Raw genomic sequence first — 21,976 nt, forward strand, 5'->3', positions numbered from 1 at the left:
TAGATATGCAACTAGCCTCTAGCGTACATCGAAAATACCTCTTATTAATTAGCCTACTGGCAGGTTTGTGGGGCTGTTCTAGTGCCGATGTTTCCAGTTATGCAGACAACCAACCCACTTTGGTTTTGGAAGACTTTTTTGATGGCCAACTTAGCGCGCATGGCATTGTTAAAAACCGTTCGGGAGAATTGATTCGTTATTTTAACGTAACCATCGATGCTAGCTGGGACGAACAAGGGGTAGGCACTCTTGATGAGCATTTTGTTTTTGACGATGGCGAGAAGCAGCAACGCATTTGGACTTTGGTTAAGCAGGACGATGGTAGCTACCTAGCCAGTGCTAACGATGTTAGCCAACCCGCCAAGATGCACTTAGCAGGCAATGCCTTGTTTATGGACTATGTGCTCACTTTGCAATATAAAGGCAAACCGCTAGATGTGGTGGTTGAAGACAGAATGTATTTGGTTAACTCAACCACCATTGTGAATGAGTCGGTGATGCGAAAATTTGGATTTAAAGTGGGCTCGGTAAGTTTGGTGATTCAAAAACAGTCTTAGCTTGCCTTCACACAAACGACAGCAAAAAAACGTTTCAGCTGTTAAAGCCCTGCAAACTGGGCTAGGTATGTAGTAAGCAATTTAAATATGAAGAGAGAGCTCAATGAGCAACGTTTCTAAAACAAATGTTTCAAACTTGGCGCCACTAGCCAATAGTTTCCGGCTCGAACCGGCTTTAATTACGATTACCAATTTGCGCTTGCGAACGTATATAGGTTTTAACGAAGAAGAGCTTAGTAAGCAGCAAGACGTGGTGATAAATGCCGAAATTCGTTATCAAGCAAGCAAAGCCTGCGAAGCAGATAGTGAGGATTTAGCACTCAATTACAAAGTAATTACCAAAGCGATGATCGCCCACGTTGAGCAAGGCCACTTTCGCCTACTGGAAAAACTGTGTGCCGACTTGCTTACCCTAGCAATGGAAGAACCGCGGGTAATTAACGCCAGCATCACCGTAGATAAACCGCATGCCTTACGATTTGCAGATTCGGTATCGGTGACTTTATCAGGTTCGCGTAATGCCGAGTAAGCCAGCTAACAGCAGTGCACCAGTGCTAATTACTGGTGGCTCCCAGCGCTTAGGCTTAGCGATTGCCGAAGATTTGCTGCAGCAAGGTTACTCGGTGATTGTGACCTATCGTAGTGACAAACCTGCGGTACAAGCCTTACGCGATAAAGGCGCAGATTGCATCATTGCCGATTTTAGCGACGAGCAAGGCATTTGCCAGTTTATTGCTTACGTACTAGATAACTACTCTGCCTTACGTGCTGTTATCCATAATGCTTCGCAGTGGTTAAACAATACCGCGCTAGATAATCAGCACCAATTAATGCAAGCCATGTGGAGTGTGCATGTGAGTGCGCCTTATCAGCTCAATATCGCCTTTGAAGAGCTGCTAAAAAATCATCAAGATCAACAAGCTAGCGACATTATTCATATGACGGATTATGTCGCAGATAAAGGCAGTAGTAAGCATATTGCTTATGCGGCCAGTAAAGCGGGTTTAGCTAATTTAACCCATTCTTTTGCCGCTAAGCTTGCACCAGCGGTAAAAGTGAATAGTATTGCGCCCTCGTTGTTAATGTTTAACCAAGATGATCCTCCGGAGTATCGGACAAAGGCCTTGGCAAAGTCATTAATGGCGCTTGAGCCGGGCGCGAGTGAAGCAGTAGCAGCGGTTAACTACTTGCTGGCTAGCAAATATATAACCGGTCGCACCATCGGCTTAGACGGTGGTCGCCATCTGGTCTAGGGTTAATAGTGTTGTTAACTAAACCGTAGCGGGTGAACCAAGAAACTATCTAAAGGAAGTGATTATGAAAGTAGCGTTAGCTGAAAAACAATTTAGAAAAGACGCTTGCTTGTCACCAGAGGCAATTCAAGTACGCCAAGCGTTGATTGAGAAAGGGATAGAAACTCCCTTAGTGGACAATCAATTAAGCAATGAGCAGAAGTACAATAAGATAAAAGCCTCTTTGACTGATGTAGTGGCTACCTTGGGTTTAGATTTAAGTGATGATAGCTTGGCTGAAACCCCACACCGCATTGCAAAAATGTTTGTTGATGAGGTGTTCTCGGGTTTAGATTATTCGCGCTTCCCGAAAATCAGCATCATTGAAAATAAAATGGCCGTGGAAGAGATGGTGAAGGTGTCAGATATCGCCTTTACCAGCACCTGTGAGCACCATTTTGTCACCATCGACGGCTTGGCGAAGGTGGCTTACATTCCTAAAGACCACATTATTGGTTTGTCAAAAATTAACCGCATCGTGCGCTTCTTTGCGCAGCGTCCGCAGGTACAAGAGCGCTTAACTCAACAAGTGCTGGTGGCCTTACAAAGTTTATTGGGAACCGAAGATGTAGCTATTAGCATCGAGGCAACCCATTTCTGCGTGAAAGCTCGCGGGGTGATGGACGCAAGCTCAAGCACCCAAACTTCGGCCTACGGCGGCAAGTTTAAAACCAGTAAATCGGCTAGAAGAGAGTTTTTAGCCTAGAAAAAAGCCGGTGATTACACCGGCTTTTTAGTTATTTGTTACCCGAATTAGCAGCTTTGGGTTTGCTAAAGCGGCGGCTGGTCTTATTGGTGCCACCCCCGGTGTGGCGGCGATTTTTTCCGACCGGTTTGTTACCACGTGCATTTTCGCTAGAGCGCTGACCATCTTTATGTTCGCTACGTGGACTTTTAGGCTTCTTCGGCTTTTTAGCTTTTAAGGGGCGAGTATCGCGGGTTACTGGTAACTGGGTGCTTGGTTCAAAACCGGCTACTTCTTTACGTTCTAATAACTGGCCAGTGAGTCGCTCAATGCCAATTAAATCTCCCACTTCATCAGCACATACCAAAGACACTGCCTGACCTGTTGAACCCGCTCGGCCAGTACGGCCAATGCGGTGCACGTAATCTTCGGCCACATTAGGTAAATCAAAGTTCACCACTTGTGGCAATTGATCGATATCTAAGCCACGTGCTGCAATATCGGTGGCAACTAATACTCGTACATCACCACTTTTAAATTCAGCCAGCGCCCGGGTACGTGCGCCTTGGCTTTTATTGCCGTGAATCGCAGCGGCTGAAATCTTGCGCTGTTCTAAATGTTTGGCTAGGCGGTTAGCGCCATGTTTAGTGCGGCTAAATACCAATACTTGCTGCCAATCATTATCTTTAATCAGCTGAGTAAGCAGGCCAGACTTTTTACTTTTATCTACCGGTACAATCCACTGTTTTACGGTTTTGGCAGTTGCGTTTGGTGGTGTTACCGATACTTCAACGGGGTCTTTAACCAAGCTTTTGGCCAGTGTTCTAATTTCTTCTGAGAAGGTAGCCGAGAACATTAAGGTTTGGCGCTGTTTTGGCAGCAAGGCCAAAATCTTTCTAATGTCGTGAATAAAGCCCATGTCTAACATGCGGTCAGCTTCGTCAAATATAATCACTTCTAACTGCTGAAAACGAAAGGCGTTTTGCTGGTAAAGATCTAATAAACGGCCAGGGGTTGCTACCAGCACATCAGCGCCACGACGCAGCTTTTGCATTTGCGGATTAATCTTCACTCCACCAAATACTACCGTAGAGCTTAGGTCCATGTTCTTGCCGTAAGTACTCACGCTTTCGCCAACCTGCGCAGCTAGCTCACGTGTTGGGGTAAGCACAAGGGCGCGAACTTGATTGGCGCGCACTTTGGGTCCTTTACTTAGCAACTCAAGCAATGGCAAGGTAAAACCTGCTGTTTTACCGGTGCCGGTTTGCGCGGCGGCCATGATGTCTTTGCCTTCTAAAATCACAGGAATGGCTTTGGCTTGAATAGGAGAGGGCGTGTCGTAACCTTGTGCTGCTACGGCGTCTAATAAAGGTTTAGATAAACCCAGGGAGTCAAAGCTCATAGTTGGTCTCTTGTGATAGTAAGTATTGCCGCTAAGTGGCGGGCGTGCAGCTTACAGTAAGTTAGGGTTAAGCGCCAATATTGAGCTAGCAAAAGCGGGCTGCTGAAATCGTGCTAGTCTGAAGGCAATAAAGGGTATTAACGATATTTCGTTAGGGAGTCACTTAATGAGTATAGCCGAGCGTTTGCTAGAGCTAGGAATTAGTTTACCTAAACCAACAGGCCCTGCAGCCAGTTATAGTAATTGTGTACAAACAGGCAATTTACTTTATGTCTCGGGGAAGGGGCCGGTTGCCGGTTTACAAGAGCCGCCAAAGGGTAAAATTGGCAGAGAGTTTACTCACCAGCAAGGGGCGCAGTTTGCCCGTTTGGCTGGCTTAGATATTTTAGCTGCCGTGCAGCAACATCTAGGTTCATTAGATAGAGTAAGCCAAGTTGTGAAGTTACAGGGTTTTATCAATGCCACCGAGCAATTTGAGCAACACCCAGCTGTGCTAGATGGCTGCTCTAAATTGATGGTGGAAGTATTTGGTGACAAGGGTTTACATGCTCGCTCAGTATTTGGTGCTACGTCGCTGCGCGCCAATTTGCCGTTGGTGATTGATTCTATTTTTGAGGTGAGTGAATAATGGCCTACGATTTGGAATTGGCTGAAAAAATTCGCCAAGCGCTAGCCAGCCAAGTTGAGTTTAGTGAACGTAAGATGTTTGGTGGCTTGTGCTTTATGGTGGCTGGCCACATGTGTTGTGGCATTGTTGATAAGCAACTCATGGCGCGGGTTGGACCAAATCAATATCAAGACTGCTTACACTTAGAATTTGCTTCCGAAATGACCTTTACTGGAAAACCAATGAAAGGAATGATCTACGTTTCGCCAGAAGGTTTACTTGAGCCTAAGCAACGTGAGCAGTGGTTGCAATATTGCCTCAACTTTGTGCATAGTTTGCCGCCAAAGTAATCTTATTCCACGCAATTTAGTTACTAGAGATGATATGCAGCAGTTCCCAATAAAAGCTAAAGATGGTCAAGACTTTTTGCTCAGGCTGCTCAATCAGCAAGATGCAGTGTCACTAGGAGCGTTTTTTGTCGCATTAAGTGAAGCCAGTCGCAGTCGCTTTGGGCCTCATCCTTTAAGCAGTGAATATGCTCGGCATTTGTGTGAAGCGCTTGCCGATGACAGCGCACAGCGTTGGGTTATTGCCGAAGGTGCCGCAATTGTCGGCTATTTCATCTTCGAGCGGAAAATCTTAGAGCCGGAATACCAGCGCTATTATGTGCAGGGAGTTAGCTTACAAGCAGAACTTGATGTGATACTTGCCCCCTGCATTGCCGATGACTATCAAAACGCTGGGCTTGCCATGGCGGCGATGCAATCCTTGATGACTGAGTTTAAGCGGCAAGGGGCTCGTAGCTTAGTATTGATGGGAGGAACGCAGCAAAGTAATCATCGCGCGCGACATTTTTATCAACGTTGCGGCTTTGTTGAATATGGCGGTTTTCAAACCGATGTGTATAACATTGATATGCGCCTTAGCTTGTAATTAGCAGCCACTTGGGCATAGTAGCGGCATTATTGTTTTAAGAGAGAATGCCATGAAAATTTGGGTTGATGCCGACGCCTGTCCAGTGGTGATTAAAGAGATTTTGTTCCGGGCCGCCGAACGAACCCAAATACCGCTTACGTTAGTGGCCAATCAATATATAAAAACGCCACCCTCTAAGGTGATTAGCAGTCTGCAAGTTAGCGCGGGTTTTGATGTGGCTGATAATGAGATTGTAGCGCGGGTAGCTGCTGGTGACTTAGTGATTACCTCGGATATTCCTCTAGCCGATGAAGTGATTACCAAGCAAGCTCAGGCTTTAAGCCCACGTGGCGAGCTATATACCAAAAGCAATATTAAGTCGCGACTAAACATGCGTGACTTTATGGACACGATGCGCTCTAGCGGCGTGCATACCGGTGGCCCTGCTGCACTTAGCCAAGCAGATCGCAAAGCTTTTGCTAGCCATTTAGATTCTATTCTCGCCAAACATCAGTCAGCTAAATAAGCCTGCTAATCGAGAAAATAAAAAGCTTAAGCAAGGGCTTAAGCTTTTGAGTCGTGTAGCTAGGGCCTGTTGATCTTTGCTGATGGTTTTTACAGCAATTTATTAGCCATTTAGGCAAGGCAGTGAGTGTGAAGTTAAGTGGGCTTAATAATCACTCGCTAACGCTGAATAAATGGCTAAGAAATGCTGCCCCGAAGGGTTCGGATAAGCGAACTTTACTCTTCGTTGAACACTTTTCACTTAGCCCACTAGGTTTCAAAGTGCTCGTCGCGATTAAAGCCCGCTTATCTTGAATAAAATTTCAACACCAAAGATCAACAGGCCCTAATAACTTAATACTTAAAGCGGTTTACTTGAGTCACCATCTGGTGGCCCACTTCTAATAAATCTTCGGTGGCTTGTTGTAATTGTTTGCTGTCTTCACTAAGAGATTGTGCTCCAAGGCTCAAGGATTCCATGTCAGCGGTAACGGCGCTAGTAACATTAGATTGCTCTTCACTGGCGCTAGCTATCATGGTGATCATGTCATTTACCGAGTTCATTTCTTGGTTAATTTGCACTAACGATTCGCCAGTGCCTTCGGCTGATGAGATGGTTTGACTGACCATTTCTTTACCCGCTTGGGTAGCTTGGTAAGAGGTTTCTGCCTGGCTTTGTAAATCACCAATAATCGACTCAATCTCAGAGGTCGATTCGTGAGTTTTACTGGCGAGAGCACGTACTTCGTCGGCAACTACCGCAAACCCTCTGCCAGACTCACCCGCACGGGCCGCTTCAATGGCGGCATTTAAGGCCAGTAAGTTAGTTTGCTCGGCAATGCCTTTAATCACATCTAATACGCTGCCAATGTTGTCACTTACTTGCTTGAGGCTGGTGACTTCATCGGCGGTGCGATCAAGATTTTTCACTAGCTCGCTTACCTGAGCAATGTTGTCATCAATGGCTTTATGGCCATCCATGGATAATTGGTAAGCCTGCTGGGTGCGAGAAGCGGTGTTCTCAGCGTTGCCAGCGATTTCTTTGGTGGCGATGCCTAGCTGTTGCAAGTTGGTTAATGAGGTAGACGTTAGCTCTGTTTGCTCAAAAGTATTGGCAGTGTTTTTGTCGTTAATGACCCGCACGCTCTCAGATACTAGTTCTAGTTGGGTTGCGGCTTCGGCCATATCTTGAACAATACTTTGTACGGTTTCGATAAAGCTATTGAAGTTGTGGCCAAGTTGGCCAATTTCATCTTCGCTGGTTACGGGAATGCGCGCGGTTAAATCGCCATCACCTTGAGCAATGCCTGCAAGAACCTTATTCACATTGGCTAGCGGTGCAATAATCACTTTACGCAGCGCTAGAATCAGCAACACAATAATTAGCGCCGTCATGAAAATAATAGTAAGGATGTCTTCGCTTAACTCATTGCTTAGGGCGCTGTTAATGGCCTGTTTGGTGACGCCAATTTCGATGGTGCCAAGCGGCTTACCATCCCAATCTAAATCAATGCTAATGGTTTCATCTGGGCTAAAACCAGAGTCGTGATTTTCGGCCATTAGCTTACCACGCTGATCACTTACCTTGATGCCTGCAATCATCGGCTCATCGATAAAGGCATCGATGGTGGCTTTAATGACATCGAAGTCATACACAAACACCGGTTCTTTAAGAATAATGCTCATTTGTTTAGTGAGGGCTAACTTGTCGTTTTGGTATTGCTGGTTCAACGACGCGCTGCTAAGCCAATATAATGCGCTGATTACAATGACCCCAGACACAAGAATAACAACAACAAGTAGCGAGGCGAGTTTTGCGGTAATTGTTTTCATAAATTATTGTCCAGCCAGTGGGTCAAACCAAATCTTCTGCGGAATGGCATTTACTTTGTCAGTAAGGTAGGGGTTTTCTAAATCAAAAATGGTACGTTTTTCTAGTTTGCCTAGCTCTAAGGCATTCTTTACATCTGGATCATTAAGAAACATTTTTTGATAACTGCCATCTTCAAACATCTGATAAAGAATATCGTTAAGGTGTTTGGCTAAGCTTTGATTGTCTTTTTTAACAAAAAAGAAAAACGGCATTTTGTAGCGCAACATGACATAGCTATCTACTGTTAGGTTATATTTGGCTTCGCGTTTAACTTCACTCCAAGGCTCAAAAATACCCCGTGGGAAGTAGTCACAGCGGTCAGCTTCTAACATGGCAAAAATGTTGCCGTAACCTAAGCTCTTAGCCACTTTAATACCGTTAGCTTCAAGAATGGCCGTATCGGCCCACAACTTACCTTGGCAGGGAATAAATTGGCGCATTTGGGCAAAGCTGGTCACTTGTTTAAAGGTTTCACTTTTCTCTTGTTCAACAATGCCTAAGCGCATACCTAAGGTGCCGCGGTATAGCGGAAAATACACCGCACTTTGTTGTTGCTCGCGGTCGGCCGAGGTGGCAGTCCAAAAAAGGTCAAGTACTCCATCATTTAAATCGGCAACGGTTTTAGCAAAGGAAATTTCGCCAGCATCGCCATAGGGGTAACCTACAGAGTCATAAATATCGCTGCGTTTAACGATTTCTTTGGCCAGCACAAAGGGCAAGGTATTACCGTTTGGCGAGCCGGGAATGTTTAAGGTTTTAGCAGAACATATTGATGATAAAAATATCATCAAAAAGAGAGTCTTGTGCATATAGCCTCCATGCTTTTGTATAGCTTAGATAGGGCAGCATTTGAGGTATACGATAAGATTGTAAAGCGTGACTTAGATCAAATTTATAATTCTTTGATGATTAATTGCTGGGCAATGTAGTGAGAATTAAACATTGCTTGTTACCTTAGTAAGTAAGCGTAGGTTTTGATTATTGTTTTGAGGTAAAAATGGGCAAGCAATTTAGTGCGATGATTCCCCCGCATATTGAGTTTATCGCACAGCAAAAGATGTTTTTTGTGGCTACGGCAGCGGCCGAAGGCAAGGTGAATCTATCACCCAAAGGTATGGACTCGTTTCGGGTGCTTAACCAGCAGCAAATTGTTTGGCTCAATTTAACCGGTAGCGGTAATGAAACAGCCGCCCACCTAAAACAAAACTCGCGTATGACCATTATGTTTTGCGCCTTTGAAGGCAAGCCTGTGATTCTGCGATTATATGGCCAAGCTAAAGCACTGCACCGTGGTGATGCTGAGTGGCAGCAATATATTGAATTGTTTCCAGAGCAAGCAGGAGCGCGGCAACTTTACTTGTTAGACATTGATATGGTGCAAAGCTCTTGTGGTATGTCGGTACCCTTTTATGACTTTGTGGCACAGCGTGACGATTTGGCCAATTGGGCAAGCAAACAAGGAGAGCAGGGTATTAAGCAGTATTGGGCGAAGAAAAATCAACATAGTTTAGATGGTGTTGCTACCGACATTTTGAGCCTTTCGGGTCTTGCTGCTGATACTGAAAATTAGTTTGAGCTATAACTATTTTAGGTTTATTTGTTTAGATCTTTATGTGGTGCATTAATATCTAATAAAGGTGATGCGTCGATGGATTGGGCGTCCATCATTGATGCAATATGCTGCAAAGATGACAGAATTTGCGTTTTCTCCCAGTCTTGCAAGCTTTCAAAACGTTGAATAAACTCTTCATGTAGCAGTGGCGGTACTGTTGTGAGAATACCAATACCTTGCTCGGTGAGCCGCGGGTTAACAATGCGTCGATCGCTTGCGCTGCGAATTCGCTCAATCAATTGGCGTTCTTCTAAACGATTCAAAATAGTTGTAACCGTAGCCTGGCTTAGCGATACCTCATCGGAGAGGTGTTTCACTGTTACGGTTCCTAAATCTTCTATTGCCCTTAATACCATAACTTGCGGAATGGTTAATCCACAGGCTTTCACAATCCGTTTAGATTGTAGATCGGTCGCGCGAATAATTTTTCGCAAAGAAATGAGAACGTCTTGCCAGTAAGCAGGTTTTTGCATAAGTGGTAGCGGGCCAAATTGGTTTTTTCGGGAGTATATCCCATACTTAAGGCGCAGGGTATACACAGCAGTTAATTTGAACTCTAATTATTTGAAGTGTATGATCCTAGGCGCTAAGAAAGCACACAAAGGGAAGGATAGGGATATGAAGCTAAGATACGCAGCACTGCTTTTGGTGAGCGGTTTTGCTCAAGCAGAAGACAGCTGTGGCAGTGTAACCATTGCCGACATGAACTGGAGTTCTGCAACAGTTATTGCCAATGTAGATAAATTTATTTTAGAACATGGCTACGGCTGTGACGCTGAATTGGTGCCAGGGGATACCATGCCAACTACCGTCTCTATGATGGAAAAAGGCGAACCAGATATTGCCCCCGAGTTATGGACTAACTCTGCTAAAGAAACGCTGGAACGTGGTGTAGCTGAAAAGCGCTTACGTTTTGCAGGTAAATCATTATCTGACGGCGGCGAAGAAGGCTTTTGGGTTCCTCAATACTTAGTTGACCAATACCCAGAAATCGCCACTATCGAAGGTGTTAAAAAACACTCTAAATTATTTGTTCACCCAGAAAGCAAAGAGCTTTCGGGCTTCTATGGCTGTCCAGCTGGCTGGAACTGCCAAATCTCTGCCAACAATCTCTTTAACGCTTTAGAACTTGAACAATCAGGTTTCGAATTGATTGATCCAGGCTCAGGCGCGGGCTTGTCTGGCTCAATTGCAAAAGCCTACGCTCGCGAGCAAGGTTGGTTTGGTTACTACTGGGCACCTACCGCAGTGCTAGGTAAATACAAAATGGTTAAAGTGGATACTGGTAATGGTATCGACGAGCAGGAATTCTTGACCTGTACTACTCAAGAAGACTGTGAAAACCCTAAAGTAACTATGTACCCACCTTCGGCTGTACATTCGGTTACTACTGAAGATTTTGCTAGCAAAGCACCAGCTGCTTATGAATACATTACTAAGCGTTCGTTTACTAATGCGCAAATGAACGAGTTATTGGCATGGATGGAAGATAACCAAGCCGATGGTGATGCTGCTATGTATCACTACCTAAGCGAGAATCCAGAAAGTTGGAAGGCTTGGGTGCCAGAAGATGTTGCCGCTAAGGTAAGTAAAGCCCTAGCCAGTATGTAGTTTAAGTACAAAAAGGCCAACCTTAGGTTGGCCTTTCGCGTTTTTATATAGAGGTAGTTTGTTATGGCGGATTCGTCATGGTTGGAACGTTTTCCACAAATGAGTCGAGCCGATCTCACCGTTATTCGTAAGTCTTTAGATGGTGCTTATCGTAATTTTTCCCGCGAGTATGGCGAGGCCATCGAATCGTTTTTTGACCCCCTGCTGCAGTTTTTAGTTTGGTTTGAAAAATTGCTAATCACCACGCCTTGGTGGTTGGTACTCATTGTTTGTGCCGGATTAGTGTATTTAGCCAGTCGATCTTGGAAATTGGTAATTGGTTCAGTGGTATCGCTGTTGTTGGTGGGCTACTTTGGGATGTGGGAAGACATGATGCGAACCATGAGCATTATTACCGTCTGTACCATGCTGGCAATCGCCTTGGGAATACCCATCGGTATTATTATGGCTCGCTCCAATCGTGCCCAAGCCATTATCACGCCTATGCTTGATGTTATGCAGACGCTGCCCGCCTTCGTGTACTTAATTCCAGTAGTGATGCTGTTAGGTATTGGGAAAATACCGGGTGTGATTGCGGTGGTTATTTACGGCATTCCCCCAGTTATTCGCTTAACTAATCTTGGTATTCGTTTAGTGGATAAAGAAGTACTAGAAGCCGCCACTGCTTATGGCGCTAGCACCTGGCAACGTTTGTTTGGGGTGCAAATGCCTCTTGCAATGCCAACTATTATGGCCGGGATTAACCAAACTATTATGATGGCCTTATCAATGGTAGTTATTGCCTCTATGATTGGGGTAAAAGGCTTAGGCCAGCCAGTATTAAAATCTATTACTAACCAATATTTCACCTTGGGTTTACTTAACGGTTTAGCCATTGTTGCTTTAGCGATTATCTTTGACCGTGTGTCGCAAGCCTACGCCAAGCGCACCCAAGCTCACCTTCAAGGACTAAAGCATGACTGAGCCGCTCGTTAAAATTCAGGGCTTGTACAAGCTATTTGGTGAGAACCCTAAACAGGTAATGCCGCGGGTTAAAGCCGGAGAAAGCAAAGACAAAATCTTAGCTGATACTGGCCATACTCTAGGTCTAAAAGATATTAACCTTGAGATTCAACAGGGTGAGATTTACGTCATCATGGGCTTATCGGGCTCGGGTAAATCTACCCTTATTCGTCACTTCAATCGCTTAATCGACCCGACCGAAGGGGTGATTAGCATTGAAGGCACCGACGTGATGAAGTTGAGCTCTAAAGAGTTACAAGATTTTCGTCGTCATAAAATGTCGATGGTATTTCAGCGCTTTGGTTTAATGCCACATCGCACCGTAATTGAGAATGTAGCCTATGGCTTAACTGTACAAGGTGTGGCTAAAGAACAACGTTTAGCTAAAGCCCAAGAGTGGTTAGATACCGTAGGTTTAAATGGTTATGAGCAGCAGTATCCGGCGCAACTTTCTGGCGGACAACAGCAGCGGGTTGGTTTAGCTCGCGCTTTGTGTACCGACGCAGAGATACTGTTGATGGACGAAGCCTTTTCAGCTCTTGACCCGCTGATCCGCAGTGAAATGCAAGATCAGCTCATCGAGCTACAAGAAACCTTGCACAAAACCATTATCTTTATTACTCATGATTTAGATGAAGCACTACGATTGGGCGACAAAATTGCCATCCTTAAAGACGGTGAAGTGGTTCAGCAAGGCACGCCAGATGACATTTTGTTGCACCCAGCAACAGATTACGTTGAAGCTTTTGTTAAAGACGTGAACAGAGCTCGCGCCTTAACGGTAGAAACCGTGATGCAGCCACCTGCTCGTCGGATTACGGCAGATACCATCAGTGAAGCCTTACAGCAGATGAAGAAAATCAAGGGGGATTATGCCTACCACGTAACCGAAGAAGGTTATCAAGGCATTGTTACTCAAGATGCTTTAGAAGAAGCTTCAATCAACAAAGATAATGAGCAGTTTGAATCTTGTGAGTATCAAGATGTGCCTACGGTTTCACCTGATGCGATCATTGAAAGTGTACTTACCGAGAGTTTAGAAACCGAGTTCTCTTTACCGGTGGTAGATGAAGATGGCAACCTTAAGGGTGAGTTAACCCGTAGCTCTGTGGCCGAGGTGTTTGCAGACCCTGACACTGAAGAAGAAACTGCCAGCGTAGCCTCGAAATAATATTGTCAAACAGCCTTGTTAGAGTCCTTCTAACAAGGCTTTGATTTTTCTACAGTATAAAGCTTAATACTAGGAGATGGTTTTGAGTTTTACGATTCATCCCATTGATGCCTCTCATAATCAAGCAGTTAAACAGCTGATTCAGCGTGGCGGCCGTGAATTTGGCGCTATAGGTGATGGCTTTGGACCTTCTGATCCAGAAGTAGAAGCAATGAGCCTGAACTACCGTGAGCCTCAACGGGGTTATTGGGTGGCATTGCTGCAAAATCAAGTTGTAGGCTGCGGAGGTATTGCAGAATTAGACGATGCTTCAAAAACCTGTGAGCTACGTAAGCTGTTTGTTAATCCACAATACCGAGGCCAAGGTATTGGTAAGGCCTTAGCCAAGCATTGTTTACAAGAAGCAAAACAACGTGGTTATAAGCAGTGCTACTTAGATACCTTAAGCACCATGGAGTCGGCTATTGCCTTGTACCAGTCTTTAGGTTTTAACCATTTGTCAGAGCCTTTTTTTAATAGCATTCACAGCGGTTGTAATGTGTGGATGATGAAAACACTGTAAATACTTAATTGAGAGAAGTAATGCATATTCAATTATTCGCGCCTCAAGATGATTTAGCCAAACTTGCCGACGTAATGTTGCTGCTTCGCCCCTGCTTTAGTAAGGAGCAGTTGATTGAGCAAATTAGCTTACAGCTGCAGCAGGGCTATCAATTGGCTTATTTAACCATGGATGAGCAAGTTGCTGCGGTGGCTGGTTTTGTTATCGGCTGGAAGCTGTCTTGGGGAAAACATTTGTATTTAGATGATTTAGTCACGATAGAAAACGCACGTTCTAAAGGTGTTGGTTTGCAGTTGCTACAGTGGTTGGAAAATTACGCTAAACAACAGGGTTGCGAGCAGTTTCATTTAGGCTCTGGTGTGCAGCGCTTTGGTGCGCACCGCTTTTACTTACGTAATGGTTTTGATATTAAGAGCCATCATTTTACTAAACAATTAGTTTAGGCTGAGTGAAAGGGTAAGTGTAGTAAGAGCTATAATAAGAGCAGCCAAGAGCTGCTCTTTTTTATCTAGCGCATCGCCAAATCAAAATGGCCAGTAGTACATAAGTGCTGCATGCGATCATAAGTGGCGGTAAAGCCTTTAAGCGATATTGCCTTTCTATCTAGTTTTAAGTTTCCAGTGGTAATAGCTTGCTCACTAAATAACAAGTATCTGCCTTGTTTTAGTTGCTCAACTTGCTCCATCGAGCTCAAGCTATAGTTAACTTGGCTAAGAGTAGTTTTAAGTGCTTGGTTATCAACAGATACATGCTGGCTTGGGCCATTTAGTAGGTTGTGTTTAACCGAAACGCTACCATCATTGGCGCAGCTTAGTTTTAAAACTGCATAGCCATCGACGATACCAACTAAGCCACGGATTCCCGCTGGGCGCTTACCTTTACTAGTGCTATAGCTTTGATAGTTTATTTGGGCATTGGCATTGATAAACTCCGCAGGAGTGGTTTCTACCAAATGGCTATTAAATGCCCATGATTGAAAAGACAGCGTGCTAAGCAATCCAATCATTGTTGCTAATGTTCTCACGAAAGTTCCTTGATAAATATCTTTATAATTCGTTTAATTATTAGCCTGTTTTTCCGTTTTGATTGGAATATACAGAAGCTAAAAAGTGCATTCAAGTTTGTATGACAAATTCGTGAGCTTTTTAATTAAACTGTGTTAGCGCTAACGTTTTGAGGCGATTTTTTGCTCTGAGCAGAGTGTTTCTACTCGTTGGTAAGTTTCGGAAAAACCGGCAAGTGAAATGGTAGATGCTGGAATGCTAAGGTTGCCGATGTTAATACTTGCGTGAGTAAGCTGAAAGCTCTTTTGATTGTTTAAGGCATTAGTTTGTTTAGGGCTAAACACTTGATTAAAAGGTGGAAAAGCTTGTTGGTTGTTTAGTCGAGCGTTGTTATTGCTAACTAGGTTATGGTGTACTTGAACGCCGCCATCTGCCGCACAATTGATCTTTAAGATTGCGTAGTTCTCAACATGTCCAACTAAGCCTTCAATACGTACCCTAAATGGCCCTTTGCTGGTGTTTTGATATAAATAGTTAACTTGGGCGTTTTCATTGATTCGCTCATTAGGCAAAGGATGAAGTTTGTAACTATTGAACGCTAGGCTGGGGTTTGAGCTTATTATAAGTATAAGCATTAGTGTGAGTCGCATGTCTAGTCCTTGAAATTCTAGAGTAATATTCCAACTCATTGATTAACTTCCGTTAAAGCGTTTGCTTAAATGGTATTTAATAATATTAAAGCCAATAATTGTGACAGTTAAGATAATTAGGTCATTCCTATATGTAAAAAGGTAATTGTGTTGAAAAACCGTTGCTTATTTAGGTTGTAAGTTTGACTGGAGTTGAGCAATTGTTGAGCAGAAGTAAGGATATTTAGCTTATGACAGAATGTATTAGGGATGCTCGAGAGGGTGACAGTCAGCAGATTTGCCAAATCTATAATTATTACGTTGAGACTAGTGGTGCTACGTTTGAAGAGCAGCTAGTGAGTCAAGGTGTTATGGCGGAGCGTATAGCCAGTATTCAGAAACAACTGCCTTGGTTGGTATTTGAAGAATCTGGAGAGATCCTCGGGTACGCCTATGTGAGCCCTTGGAAGCCGAGGAGTGCTTATCGTTTCTCCGTAGAAAGCTCAATCTACATTGCCAATAATGCAGCAGGTAAAGGCATTGGTAAGAGATTGTATCAAGCCTTGTTAGAGCGATTATCCGACTATCCTATAAGCACGGTAATTGCAGGTATAGCGTTACCAAATCCAGCAAGCATTAAACTGCATGAGTATTTGGGCTTTCATAAAGTGGCAGAGTTTGAACGTGTGGGTTTTAAGTTTGGCAACTGGATAAATGTGGGCTATTGGCAGCAACAGATAAAAACTGAAGAGCAGATTAATCAGTGCTTGAATAAGGACTAGTCATGTCAAAAATAGAGTTTTCTAGTGAGCAGAAAACAGCGTTGGTAAACAAAATTCAAGGCTATTGCGAGCAGCAATTAGACATTGAGATAGGCCAATTTGATGCAGAGTTTTTGTTGGACTTCTTCTCTGAAGAAATAGGGGCTTTTTACTACAATCAAGGCTTACAAGATGCTCAGGCAGTAGTACAAAATCGTATCGATAGTATTGCCGACGAGCTCTATGAAATAGAGAAACCCACTAAGTGGTAACAGGAGTAACTGTTAGCGATGAAAACTATTGGCATTATTGGTGGAATGAGTTGGGAATCTAGTCTTAGCTATTACCAGCAGTTAAATTTAGCCATTAAGCAGGCAAAGGGTGGATTACATTCGGCGAAGATTCACTTAGTGAGCGTAGATTTTGCTGAAATAGAGGCCCTGCAGCATCAAGGTAACTGGGCTGCCTTAGCCAATAAAATGGTGGACGCTGGGTTATCGGTGCAAGCTTCGGGTGCTGACTTTCTACTAATTGCCACTAATACCATGCATAAAGTTGCGGCAGAAGTGGAGCAAGCGCTGCAGATCCCTTTGTTACATATCGCCGATGCCACTGCTAATAAACTGCTGGAGGATGGTATTAAGAAAGTGGGATTACTGGGTACCCGCTTCACTATGGAGCAAGATTTTTATAAAGGGCGACTAGAGCAGCGCGGCTTAGAAGTTTTGGTTCCACAAGAAAAGGGCATTGAGACAGTTCATCAGATTATTTACCAAGAGCTGTGCTTAGGTAATATCAATGCTGACTCTCGAGAACGGTATTTGGCAGAAATTGCTGAGCTAGCAGCGCGAGGTGCCGAAGCGGTGATCTTGGGCTGTACAGAAATTGGTTTACTAGTGCAACAAAACCATTGTGACTTGCCTTTATACGATACCACGGCCATTCATGTTGCAGCCGCTGCGGCAGAGTCTTTAGCTAAATAAGCTAGTGACTGAAAAACAAAAAACGGTCCGTAGGGACCGTTTTTTTAAGCTTAAAGCTAGTGTCTAATTAATCTGAAGACTAATTGGAGACTTATGCCTTAAAAGCCAGATTAAGCAACTTTTACGTTAGCAGCTTGAGGACCTTTTGGACCTTCTTCTACTTCAAAAGTAACTTCTTGGCCTTCAGCTAAAGTTTTGTAACCTTCGCTTTGAATAGCACGGAAGTGTACGAATACATCTTTACCGTCTGGACGCTCGATGAAACCAAAACCTTTTTGCTCGTCGAACCATTTTACGCGACCTGTAGCCATGAGTAATCTCCAAAAATAATAAATAAAATTTATCCAAAAATAGATAAATCTAGGGTGCCGAAAGATGCAGAAATTACTTACGAACAAACAGGGTGAAATTGCGAAAAATCAACGTATTTGTATGGGGCATAAATATCCGCTGTAACCTTTACCAGCGAGCGAAGTGTAACGTATATTGGGGTAATGTAAAGGTGTATTCGTGATCTTTCGTCAACTGTTCAGATCAGTTGGGTGACTTCTCTTGAGCCAAGCATACCCGCGGGCTTGCTAACTATTAGACTTTAGTTTAATCAACAAGGACTGTTATGAACTTAAAAATGCATCAGGTAGATAGCTTCACCCGTGATCTTTTTGGCGGCAACCCTGCTGCGGTTATTGTCTTAGAAGCTTGGTTAGAAGATAGCGTAATGCAGGCCATTGCTATCGAAAATAACCTTTCTGAAACAGCCTTTTTAGTAGCCGACGAACCGGGCTCCTACCTTATTCGTTGGTTTTCTCCCATCTGCGAAATTGACTTCTGTGGCCACGCTACATTGGCAGCAGCTCATGTTTTGTTTAATCAACAACCCACGCTGCAAGAACTCCACTTTACTACCTTGCAAGTGGGTGAACTAAAAGCGCGCCGTGGTGATAATGGTTTAATTGCAATGGACTTTCCGAGTTGCCCGCCACACATGGAGTTTGAAACGCCGTCGGCGTTGCTTGATGGTGTATCGGTTAAACCCAGTGAAGTATGGCGAAATCAACAAGCCTATTTTCTGGTCTACCAACAACAAGCCCAAGTTGAGGCCCTTGAGGTTGATCTAGATCTGCTCAAAACCTTAGCGCCTTATGATGTTGTAGTGACAGCCCCTGGTGAAGAACATGATTTTGTTTCACGTTATTTTTGGCCAGCCAATGGCGGTGCTGAAGATCCGGTCACTGGTTCAATTCATGCGGGCCTAACACCGTTTTGGACTAAGCGCTTGGGTAAAGATGAGCTACAGGCCTACCAAGCTTCTAAGCGTGGTGGAGTATTACATTGTCAGCAGCTTGGCGATCGAGTCACTATTGCGGGTCATGCCAAAACCTATTTTGAAGGCACTGTGTTTTTGTAATTTATTCAAATAAATAGCCAAGGAACGCGTAATGAATCAGCACGAAAAATTAAACTATGTTGAGTTTCCCAGCAGTGATTTAGCGGCGACTAAACAGTTTTTTAGCCAAGCCTTTGCGTGGCAATTTGAAGACTTTGGTGAGCAATATACGGCCTTTTCTGGTCAAGGTTTAGATGGCGGTTTTTTCCACGCTCCTTTAGCTTCTAGTACTGAAAATGGTGCTGCTTTACTGGTTTTTTATAGTGAACAGCTTGAGCAAACCTTGGCTAAAGTCGAAGCGGCAGGTGGGAGAATAGTAAAAGACATTTTTAGTTTCCCTGGTGGTCGACGTTTTCATTTTTGCGAGCCTAGTGGTAATGAGTTTGCGGTATGGTCAGACAGTGAATAAAGCATCCCCTGTAACAACTTGGTTGGCTACCGTGGTGGCCTTAATTGCATTTGCAGGCAACTCGGTGCTATGTCGCTTAGCACTCGGCGAGTCGCAAATTGATGCTGCTAGTTTTACCGCAGTGCGTTTATTAGCGGGCGCCGTTACCTTAGCAATATTGCTTAGCCTTAGGCCATCTTCTGGCAAGGTTCAAAGTAAAGGCAGTTGGTGGTCTGGTTTAATGTTGTTTAGCTACGCGGCATGCTTCTCCTTTGCTTACCTTTATTTAGACACCGGCATCGGTGCATTAATATTGTTTGCCGCGGTGCAGCTAAGCATGGTGGGTATATCGATAGTTAAAGGTGCACGCTTACGTTTGGGCGAGCTGGCAGGCATTGTTTTGGCGTTTTGTGGTTTGATTATTTTGCTAGCACCCAGTGAGCAAGCGTCGGTATCGGTGCTAGGTTTTATACTCATGGTGGTGGCAGGCTGCGCCTGGGGTATCTATACCTTGAATGGTCGCGGTTCGTTAAGCCCTAGTAGGGATACCTGTTTTAATTTTTGGCGTAGTTTGCCCTTTTTAGTGGTATTGCTGCCTTGGTTGGTGACCCAATCAGCCTTAAGTACTTATGGCTTGCTACTGGCACTTAGCTCTGGTGCGCTAGCATCGGGACTCGGTTATTGGATTTGGTACATTGCTTTGGGTGGATTGTCGGCTAGCCAAGCTGCTGTGTTGCAGTTATTGGTGCCACTTATTGCAGCTTTGGGCGGCTGGGCTTTTGCCAGCGAGCCGCTTGGATTTAGCTTTATGCTCTCGGCAGGTTTAGTATTAGGGGGTATTTTGCTCACTATTTACAGTCGCCAGCGAGGACTAAAAGCCGCTGTGCAAGGAGGCTAATATGGCGCAACATTATCAACTCATTGTAGGGCGAGACTCTACTTGGTCATTGCGGGCTTACCTTTGTATGCAGTTGGCAGAGCTTGAGTTTAGCTGCAATGCCATCGCACTTGGTGAAGCGGGCTATCAGCAGCAACTCGCTAAGTTGTCACCCAGTAAACTCGTACCGGTGTTGCATGTCGATGATTTGGTCATTCATGACTCTTTGGCCATTAGTGAGTACCTAAATGAACAAGCCTCAGGCAAGATTTACCCTGTTCAAGCCGATTTGCGTGCTCAAGCTCGTAGCTATTTAGCGGAGCTACATGCTGGCTTTGCGGCAATTCGTCAAGGTTTACCTTTTCAGTTTGAAAAACAAGCACGGCCAGCCAGCTTATCTGCTGAGATTAATACTGAAATCGCACGTTTGAGCGAGATTTGGCAGCAGTTCGACGGCTGCTTTGCCTTTAATAAAGCCGGCGCTATAGATGCTTTTTATGCGGTAATGGCTTTACGCCTAGCCAACTATGGCATCGAGTTAGAAGGGGCCGCGGGGCGTTACCAGCAGCACCTTATTTCTTGGCCGCTATTTCAGCGAGCGATAAACACAGCGAAGCAGTGGTAATGGATAAGCCCTTAAAGCCTGAATTGCAGGCCGCCATTGCACGCTATCCTGCAGCGGTGCAGCAACAAGTATTAAGGCTAAGGGCCGAGATACTGGAAGTTGCTGCAGGTTCTGAAGGGGTGGGGGAGCTGCTAGAAACCTTAAAGTGGGGAGAACTGTCCTTTGTGACCGAACAAAGTAAATCGGGCAGTACTTTACGGGTTGCATGGAACGCCAAGCAGGCCGAGTATTTGGGTTTATATGTAAACTGTAAAACTAGCTTGGTGAACAGCTACCAAACCTTGTTTCCGGGATTGTTTGTTTATCAAAAGCAGCGCGCTTTGCTGCTCCCTTTAGACTCCGAATGGCCTTTGGCAGAGTTGCGGATCTGTATTGCTATGGCTCTGCGCTATCATTTAGATAAACGAAAACGCTAATTACTCACCGTTAAACAGGAGACGTCGTTGCAGTTTTATTCATGGATGAATATTCGGAAAGCTAGCCACTATTGGCTTGCTGGTAGCTTGTTGTTGTCCGCAAGCTATAGCCAAGCCGCATTGGTAGAAGGACACTTAGAAGATGAGATATTGCCGGTATTGCAGCGTAACTTGGCAGGCACCTTTGCCGCCGATGCGGTGATTCACGACCGTGAAACGGTAACCATTGGTTTTGTTAACTTTGACCCTTCTGGCTTTATTCCCATTGATGATGACAACTTGGGAGGTGATGACGCTAACCGGCTGAAAAATGAGCTGAAAACCATCACTTTACCCTTAACGCTGGCTTTACCTTGGCATGGAAGAGCGTGGGAAAGTTACGCAACCGGGCGTTTGGGTTATACCCAACGTTTTCACGACATTACCTTGTACGAAGAGTTAGACCCCACTCGCGACCATGAAAAACTTAAAGTTTATTCTGGCTTCTTAGCTGGTGGTGCGCATTGGGATGGCCTTGAGAATTGGCGATTTACGGCCGAGTTGGGAGGCAGTATCCGACGCTTAGAGCAAGAGTATATTTACAACAATTCGATTAGTCAGATTTTTCAGCCGTTATTCGATGGGGTGTTAACTAACTTTTCGCTGAACGCTTGGATGTTACAGCCCAGTCTAGCCCTGCAGTATCAAAAGCGTTGGACCAAACACAAACTTAAGTATCGTTCGCGCTTTGCTTATATGTACGGTGAAAGCTTTGGCGCTGATGTGCCCTCGCACCAAGTAGACATTGCGGCCAGTTCTTGGCGAAATACGCTGTATTACTCTCATCCTATTGGGCGAATGTTGGATATTTCTTTTGCCGGGCAGCTTTCTGCTTCGCGTGTAGACCTAGGGGGGAATACTAACGAGGCCTTTCAAACTCCGCATTATTACGAGTTTGGTTTTGATTTATTAATGGGAACAGGCGCTTACGGCGAAGGTTGGTTAGATAATGTGAGTATAGGTTTGCTGTTTAATTATGGCAGTGTGCTGAAAGGCGGCAGCCTAGTATTTAATTACAATACTTACTAGGGTCTGTTGATCTTTGGTGTTGAAATTTTGTTCGAGATAAGCGGG

Annotated in this window: 30 protein-coding genes; 23 read left to right on the forward strand and 7 right to left on the reverse strand. The window is 44.5% G+C overall.

Annotation, left to right across the window (positions count from 1 at the left end; all coding sequences use genetic code 11):
• Positions 1–5 precede the first annotated feature (5 nt).
• The 4 genes from K5620_RS00600 to folE all read left to right on the forward strand — a co-directional run bounded on the left by K5620_RS00600 (position 6) and on the right by folE (position 2,555).
• A complete protein-coding gene (locus K5620_RS00600; protein WP_016399986.1) occupies positions 6–557 on the forward strand; it encodes a DUF3833 domain-containing protein in 552 nt (183 codons plus the stop codon).
• A 103-nt stretch (positions 558–660) separates the two neighbouring features.
• The gene (folX, locus tag K5620_RS00605) at positions 661–1,086 is read left to right on the forward strand and encodes a dihydroneopterin triphosphate 2'-epimerase (protein ID WP_016399985.1); all 426 of its coding nucleotides are present in this window, start codon (positions 661–663) and stop codon (positions 1,084–1,086) included.
• Positions 1,076–1,810, forward strand: a complete 735-nt coding sequence (folM, locus tag K5620_RS00610; RefSeq protein WP_016399984.1) for a dihydromonapterin reductase — start codon at positions 1,076–1,078, stop codon at positions 1,808–1,810. Before folX ends, folM begins: the two co-directional genes overlap by 11 nt.
• A gap of 64 nt (positions 1,811–1,874) precedes the next feature.
• Positions 1,875–2,555, forward strand: coding sequence for a GTP cyclohydrolase I FolE (gene folE / locus K5620_RS00615; protein ID WP_016399983.1), 681 nt, complete (start codon positions 1,875–1,877; stop codon positions 2,553–2,555).
• Between the two features lie 31 nt (positions 2,556–2,586).
• On the opposite strand, the gene K5620_RS00620 is transcribed toward folE, so the two are convergent.
• Positions 2,587–3,936: a DEAD/DEAH box helicase gene (locus K5620_RS00620; protein ID WP_016399982.1), complete on the reverse strand. Its 1,350-nt coding sequence runs from the start codon at positions 3,934–3,936 to the stop codon at positions 2,587–2,589.
• Positions 3,937–4,102: 166 nt separating this feature from the next.
• On the opposite strand from K5620_RS00620, the gene K5620_RS00625 reads away from it, so the two are divergent.
• From K5620_RS00625 to K5620_RS00640, 4 genes are read left to right on the forward strand one after another with little or no spacing between them, the layout of a single operon-like run.
• Positions 4,103–4,564 carry a RidA family protein gene (locus K5620_RS00625; protein ID WP_016399981.1) on the forward strand — a complete coding sequence of 154 codons (462 nt, stop codon included), beginning with the start codon at positions 4,103–4,105 and terminating at the stop codon, positions 4,562–4,564.
• The gene (locus K5620_RS00630; RefSeq protein ID WP_016399980.1) at positions 4,564–4,893 is read left to right on the forward strand and encodes a TfoX/Sxy family protein; all 330 of its coding nucleotides are present in this window, start codon (positions 4,564–4,566) and stop codon (positions 4,891–4,893) included. Before K5620_RS00625 ends, K5620_RS00630 begins: the two co-directional genes overlap by 1 nt.
• A 34-nt stretch (positions 4,894–4,927) precedes the next feature.
• Positions 4,928–5,476: a GNAT family N-acetyltransferase gene (locus K5620_RS00635; protein ID WP_016399979.1), complete on the forward strand. Its 549-nt coding sequence runs from the start codon at positions 4,928–4,930 to the stop codon at positions 5,474–5,476.
• 52 nt (positions 5,477–5,528) lie between these two features.
• Complete coding sequence (locus K5620_RS00640) at positions 5,529–5,984, forward strand: YaiI/YqxD family protein (protein ID WP_016399978.1); 456 nt, start codon at positions 5,529–5,531, stop codon at positions 5,982–5,984.
• 332 nt (positions 5,985–6,316) lie between these two features.
• Here K5620_RS00640 and K5620_RS00645 read toward each other — a convergent pair whose 3' ends face one another.
• Together K5620_RS00645 and K5620_RS00650 are read right to left on the reverse strand one after the other, a co-directional pair.
• Positions 6,317–7,795 carry a methyl-accepting chemotaxis protein gene (locus tag K5620_RS00645; RefSeq protein ID WP_051147543.1) on the reverse strand — a complete coding sequence of 493 codons (1,479 nt, stop codon included), beginning with the start codon at positions 7,793–7,795 and terminating at the stop codon, positions 6,317–6,319.
• A gap of 3 nt (positions 7,796–7,798) precedes the next feature.
• Entirely contained in the window at positions 7,799–8,644 is an 846-nt protein-coding gene (locus K5620_RS00650; RefSeq protein WP_016399976.1) for a type 2 periplasmic-binding domain-containing protein, read from the reverse strand.
• Between the two features lie 188 nt (positions 8,645–8,832).
• Here K5620_RS00650 and K5620_RS00655 point away from each other — a divergent pair, with 188 nt between their 5' ends.
• A complete protein-coding gene (locus K5620_RS00655; protein WP_040306607.1) occupies positions 8,833–9,405 on the forward strand; it encodes a pyridoxamine 5'-phosphate oxidase family protein in 573 nt (190 codons plus the stop codon).
• Positions 9,406–9,428: 23 nt separating this feature from the next.
• Here the strand turns inward: K5620_RS00655 and K5620_RS00660 are convergent, their stop codons facing one another.
• Positions 9,429–9,920, reverse strand: coding sequence for a MarR family winged helix-turn-helix transcriptional regulator (locus K5620_RS00660; RefSeq protein WP_016399974.1), 492 nt, complete (start codon positions 9,918–9,920; stop codon positions 9,429–9,431).
• Between the two features lie 145 nt (positions 9,921–10,065).
• Here K5620_RS00660 and K5620_RS00665 point away from each other — a divergent pair, with 145 nt between their 5' ends.
• From K5620_RS00665 to K5620_RS00685, 5 genes are all read left to right on the forward strand, one after another.
• Positions 10,066–11,058 (forward strand): ABC transporter substrate-binding protein, encoded by a 993-nt coding sequence (locus tag K5620_RS00665; protein ID WP_016399973.1) that lies wholly within the window; start codon positions 10,066–10,068, stop codon positions 11,056–11,058.
• A 63-nt stretch (positions 11,059–11,121) separates the two neighbouring features.
• Positions 11,122–12,021, forward strand: coding sequence for an ABC transporter permease (locus K5620_RS00670; protein ID WP_016399972.1), 900 nt, complete (start codon positions 11,122–11,124; stop codon positions 12,019–12,021).
• Positions 12,014–13,231: a quaternary amine ABC transporter ATP-binding protein gene (locus K5620_RS00675; RefSeq protein WP_016399971.1), complete on the forward strand. Its 1,218-nt coding sequence runs from the start codon at positions 12,014–12,016 to the stop codon at positions 13,229–13,231. The genes K5620_RS00670 and K5620_RS00675 overlap by 8 nt, the downstream gene beginning before the upstream one ends.
• Before the next feature lie 76 nt (positions 13,232–13,307).
• Positions 13,308–13,793: a GNAT family N-acetyltransferase gene (locus K5620_RS00680; protein WP_051147541.1), complete on the forward strand. Its 486-nt coding sequence runs from the start codon at positions 13,308–13,310 to the stop codon at positions 13,791–13,793.
• 20 nt (positions 13,794–13,813) lie between these two features.
• Positions 13,814–14,236, forward strand: coding sequence for a GNAT family N-acetyltransferase (locus K5620_RS00685; protein ID WP_016399969.1), 423 nt, complete (start codon positions 13,814–13,816; stop codon positions 14,234–14,236).
• Between the two features lie 65 nt (positions 14,237–14,301).
• Here K5620_RS00685 and K5620_RS00690 read toward each other — a convergent pair whose 3' ends face one another.
• Positions 14,302–14,817: a hypothetical protein gene (locus K5620_RS00690; RefSeq protein ID WP_016399968.1), complete on the reverse strand. Its 516-nt coding sequence runs from the start codon at positions 14,815–14,817 to the stop codon at positions 14,302–14,304.
• A 141-nt stretch (positions 14,818–14,958) separates the two neighbouring features.
• Positions 14,959–15,447, reverse strand: coding sequence for a hypothetical protein (locus tag K5620_RS00695; protein WP_215426314.1), 489 nt, complete (start codon positions 15,445–15,447; stop codon positions 14,959–14,961).
• Positions 15,448–15,677: 230 nt separating this feature from the next.
• Here K5620_RS00695 and K5620_RS00700 point away from each other — a divergent pair, with 230 nt between their 5' ends.
• Genes K5620_RS00700 through K5620_RS00710 form a run of 3 tightly spaced genes read left to right on the forward strand, consistent with a single transcriptional unit; the run spans position 15,678 to position 17,170 of the window.
• The gene (locus K5620_RS00700) at positions 15,678–16,208 is read left to right on the forward strand and encodes a GNAT family N-acetyltransferase (protein WP_016399966.1); all 531 of its coding nucleotides are present in this window, start codon (positions 15,678–15,680) and stop codon (positions 16,206–16,208) included.
• 2 nt (positions 16,209–16,210) lie between these two features.
• The gene (locus tag K5620_RS00705) at positions 16,211–16,459 is read left to right on the forward strand and encodes a DUF2164 domain-containing protein (protein ID WP_016399965.1); all 249 of its coding nucleotides are present in this window, start codon (positions 16,211–16,213) and stop codon (positions 16,457–16,459) included.
• A gap of 18 nt (positions 16,460–16,477) precedes the next feature.
• A complete protein-coding gene (locus K5620_RS00710; RefSeq protein ID WP_016399964.1) occupies positions 16,478–17,170 on the forward strand; it encodes an aspartate/glutamate racemase family protein in 693 nt (230 codons plus the stop codon).
• Positions 17,171–17,280: 110 nt separating this feature from the next.
• Here K5620_RS00710 and K5620_RS00715 read toward each other — a convergent pair whose 3' ends face one another.
• The gene (locus tag K5620_RS00715) at positions 17,281–17,481 is read right to left on the reverse strand and encodes a cold-shock protein (protein ID WP_016399963.1); all 201 of its coding nucleotides are present in this window, start codon (positions 17,479–17,481) and stop codon (positions 17,281–17,283) included.
• A gap of 305 nt (positions 17,482–17,786) precedes the next feature.
• Between K5620_RS00715 and K5620_RS00720 the strand changes: the two genes are divergently transcribed.
• The 6 genes from K5620_RS00720 to K5620_RS00745 are packed head-to-tail and all read left to right on the forward strand — an operon-like array spanning position 17,787 to position 21,931.
• The gene (locus tag K5620_RS00720; RefSeq protein ID WP_016399962.1) at positions 17,787–18,578 is read left to right on the forward strand and encodes a PhzF family phenazine biosynthesis protein; all 792 of its coding nucleotides are present in this window, start codon (positions 17,787–17,789) and stop codon (positions 18,576–18,578) included.
• A 31-nt stretch (positions 18,579–18,609) separates the two neighbouring features.
• On the forward strand, positions 18,610–18,966 hold the full coding sequence (locus tag K5620_RS00725) for a VOC family protein (RefSeq protein WP_016399961.1): 357 nt from the start codon (positions 18,610–18,612) through the stop codon (positions 18,964–18,966).
• Positions 18,959–19,843, forward strand: coding sequence for a DMT family transporter (locus tag K5620_RS00730; RefSeq protein WP_016399960.1), 885 nt, complete (start codon positions 18,959–18,961; stop codon positions 19,841–19,843). The genes K5620_RS00725 and K5620_RS00730 overlap by 8 nt, the downstream gene beginning before the upstream one ends.
• A gap of 1 nt (position 19,844) precedes the next feature.
• The gene (locus tag K5620_RS00735) at positions 19,845–20,447 is read left to right on the forward strand and encodes a glutathione S-transferase N-terminal domain-containing protein (protein ID WP_016399959.1); all 603 of its coding nucleotides are present in this window, start codon (positions 19,845–19,847) and stop codon (positions 20,445–20,447) included.
• The gene (locus tag K5620_RS00740) at positions 20,447–20,863 is read left to right on the forward strand and encodes a DUF1801 domain-containing protein (protein ID WP_016399958.1); all 417 of its coding nucleotides are present in this window, start codon (positions 20,447–20,449) and stop codon (positions 20,861–20,863) included. The genes K5620_RS00735 and K5620_RS00740 overlap by 1 nt, the downstream gene beginning before the upstream one ends.
• 27 nt (positions 20,864–20,890) lie before the next feature.
• On the forward strand, positions 20,891–21,931 hold the full coding sequence (locus tag K5620_RS00745) for a Solitary outer membrane autotransporter beta-barrel domain (RefSeq protein ID WP_016399957.1): 1,041 nt from the start codon (positions 20,891–20,893) through the stop codon (positions 21,929–21,931).
• Positions 21,932–21,976 lie beyond the last annotated feature (45 nt).

The sequence above is a fragment of the Agarivorans albus genome (assembly GCF_019670105.1).
In the GTDB taxonomy this organism is placed as follows: Bacteria; Pseudomonadota; Gammaproteobacteria; order Enterobacterales; family Celerinatantimonadaceae; genus Agarivorans; species Agarivorans albus.

Coding starts and splice junctions, on each gene's coding strand:
- K5620_RS00675 (WP_016399971.1), top strand. CDS start 12,014: ATGACTGAGCCGCTCGTTAAAATTCAGGGCTTGTACAAGCTATTTGGT.
- K5620_RS00695 (WP_215426314.1), bottom strand. CDS start 15,447: ATGCGACTCACACTAATGCTTATACTTATAATAAGCTCAAACCCCAGC.
- K5620_RS00625 (WP_016399981.1), top strand. CDS start 4,103: ATGAGTATAGCCGAGCGTTTGCTAGAGCTAGGAATTAGTTTACCTAAA.
- K5620_RS00740 (WP_016399958.1), top strand. CDS start 20,447: ATGGATAAGCCCTTAAAGCCTGAATTGCAGGCCGCCATTGCACGCTAT.
- K5620_RS00600 (WP_016399986.1), top strand. CDS start 6: ATGCAACTAGCCTCTAGCGTACATCGAAAATACCTCTTATTAATTAGC.
- folX (WP_016399985.1), top strand. CDS start 661: ATGAGCAACGTTTCTAAAACAAATGTTTCAAACTTGGCGCCACTAGCC.
- K5620_RS00685 (WP_016399969.1), top strand. CDS start 13,814: ATGCATATTCAATTATTCGCGCCTCAAGATGATTTAGCCAAACTTGCC.
- K5620_RS00680 (WP_051147541.1), top strand. CDS start 13,308: ATGGTTTTGAGTTTTACGATTCATCCCATTGATGCCTCTCATAATCAA.
- K5620_RS00650 (WP_016399976.1), bottom strand. CDS start 8,644: ATGCACAAGACTCTCTTTTTGATGATATTTTTATCATCAATATGTTCT.
- K5620_RS00735 (WP_016399959.1), top strand. CDS start 19,845: ATGGCGCAACATTATCAACTCATTGTAGGGCGAGACTCTACTTGGTCA.
- K5620_RS00700 (WP_016399966.1), top strand. CDS start 15,678: ATGACAGAATGTATTAGGGATGCTCGAGAGGGTGACAGTCAGCAGATT.
- K5620_RS00715 (WP_016399963.1), bottom strand. CDS start 17,481: ATGGCTACAGGTCGCGTAAAATGGTTCGACGAGCAAAAAGGTTTTGGT.
- K5620_RS00705 (WP_016399965.1), top strand. CDS start 16,211: ATGTCAAAAATAGAGTTTTCTAGTGAGCAGAAAACAGCGTTGGTAAAC.
- folM (WP_016399984.1), top strand. CDS start 1,076: ATGCCGAGTAAGCCAGCTAACAGCAGTGCACCAGTGCTAATTACTGGT.
- K5620_RS00640 (WP_016399978.1), top strand. CDS start 5,529: ATGAAAATTTGGGTTGATGCCGACGCCTGTCCAGTGGTGATTAAAGAG.
- K5620_RS00720 (WP_016399962.1), top strand. CDS start 17,787: ATGAACTTAAAAATGCATCAGGTAGATAGCTTCACCCGTGATCTTTTT.
- K5620_RS00725 (WP_016399961.1), top strand. CDS start 18,610: ATGAATCAGCACGAAAAATTAAACTATGTTGAGTTTCCCAGCAGTGAT.
- folE (WP_016399983.1), top strand. CDS start 1,875: ATGAAAGTAGCGTTAGCTGAAAAACAATTTAGAAAAGACGCTTGCTTG.
- K5620_RS00660 (WP_016399974.1), bottom strand. CDS start 9,920: ATGCAAAAACCTGCTTACTGGCAAGACGTTCTCATTTCTTTGCGAAAA.
- K5620_RS00645 (WP_051147543.1), bottom strand. CDS start 7,795: ATGAAAACAATTACCGCAAAACTCGCCTCGCTACTTGTTGTTGTTATT.
- K5620_RS00710 (WP_016399964.1), top strand. CDS start 16,478: ATGAAAACTATTGGCATTATTGGTGGAATGAGTTGGGAATCTAGTCTT.
- K5620_RS00655 (WP_040306607.1), top strand. CDS start 8,833: ATGGGCAAGCAATTTAGTGCGATGATTCCCCCGCATATTGAGTTTATC.
- K5620_RS00670 (WP_016399972.1), top strand. CDS start 11,122: ATGGCGGATTCGTCATGGTTGGAACGTTTTCCACAAATGAGTCGAGCC.
- K5620_RS00635 (WP_016399979.1), top strand. CDS start 4,928: ATGCAGCAGTTCCCAATAAAAGCTAAAGATGGTCAAGACTTTTTGCTC.
- K5620_RS00620 (WP_016399982.1), bottom strand. CDS start 3,936: ATGAGCTTTGACTCCCTGGGTTTATCTAAACCTTTATTAGACGCCGTA.
- K5620_RS00665 (WP_016399973.1), top strand. CDS start 10,066: ATGAAGCTAAGATACGCAGCACTGCTTTTGGTGAGCGGTTTTGCTCAA.
- K5620_RS00630 (WP_016399980.1), top strand. CDS start 4,564: ATGGCCTACGATTTGGAATTGGCTGAAAAAATTCGCCAAGCGCTAGCC.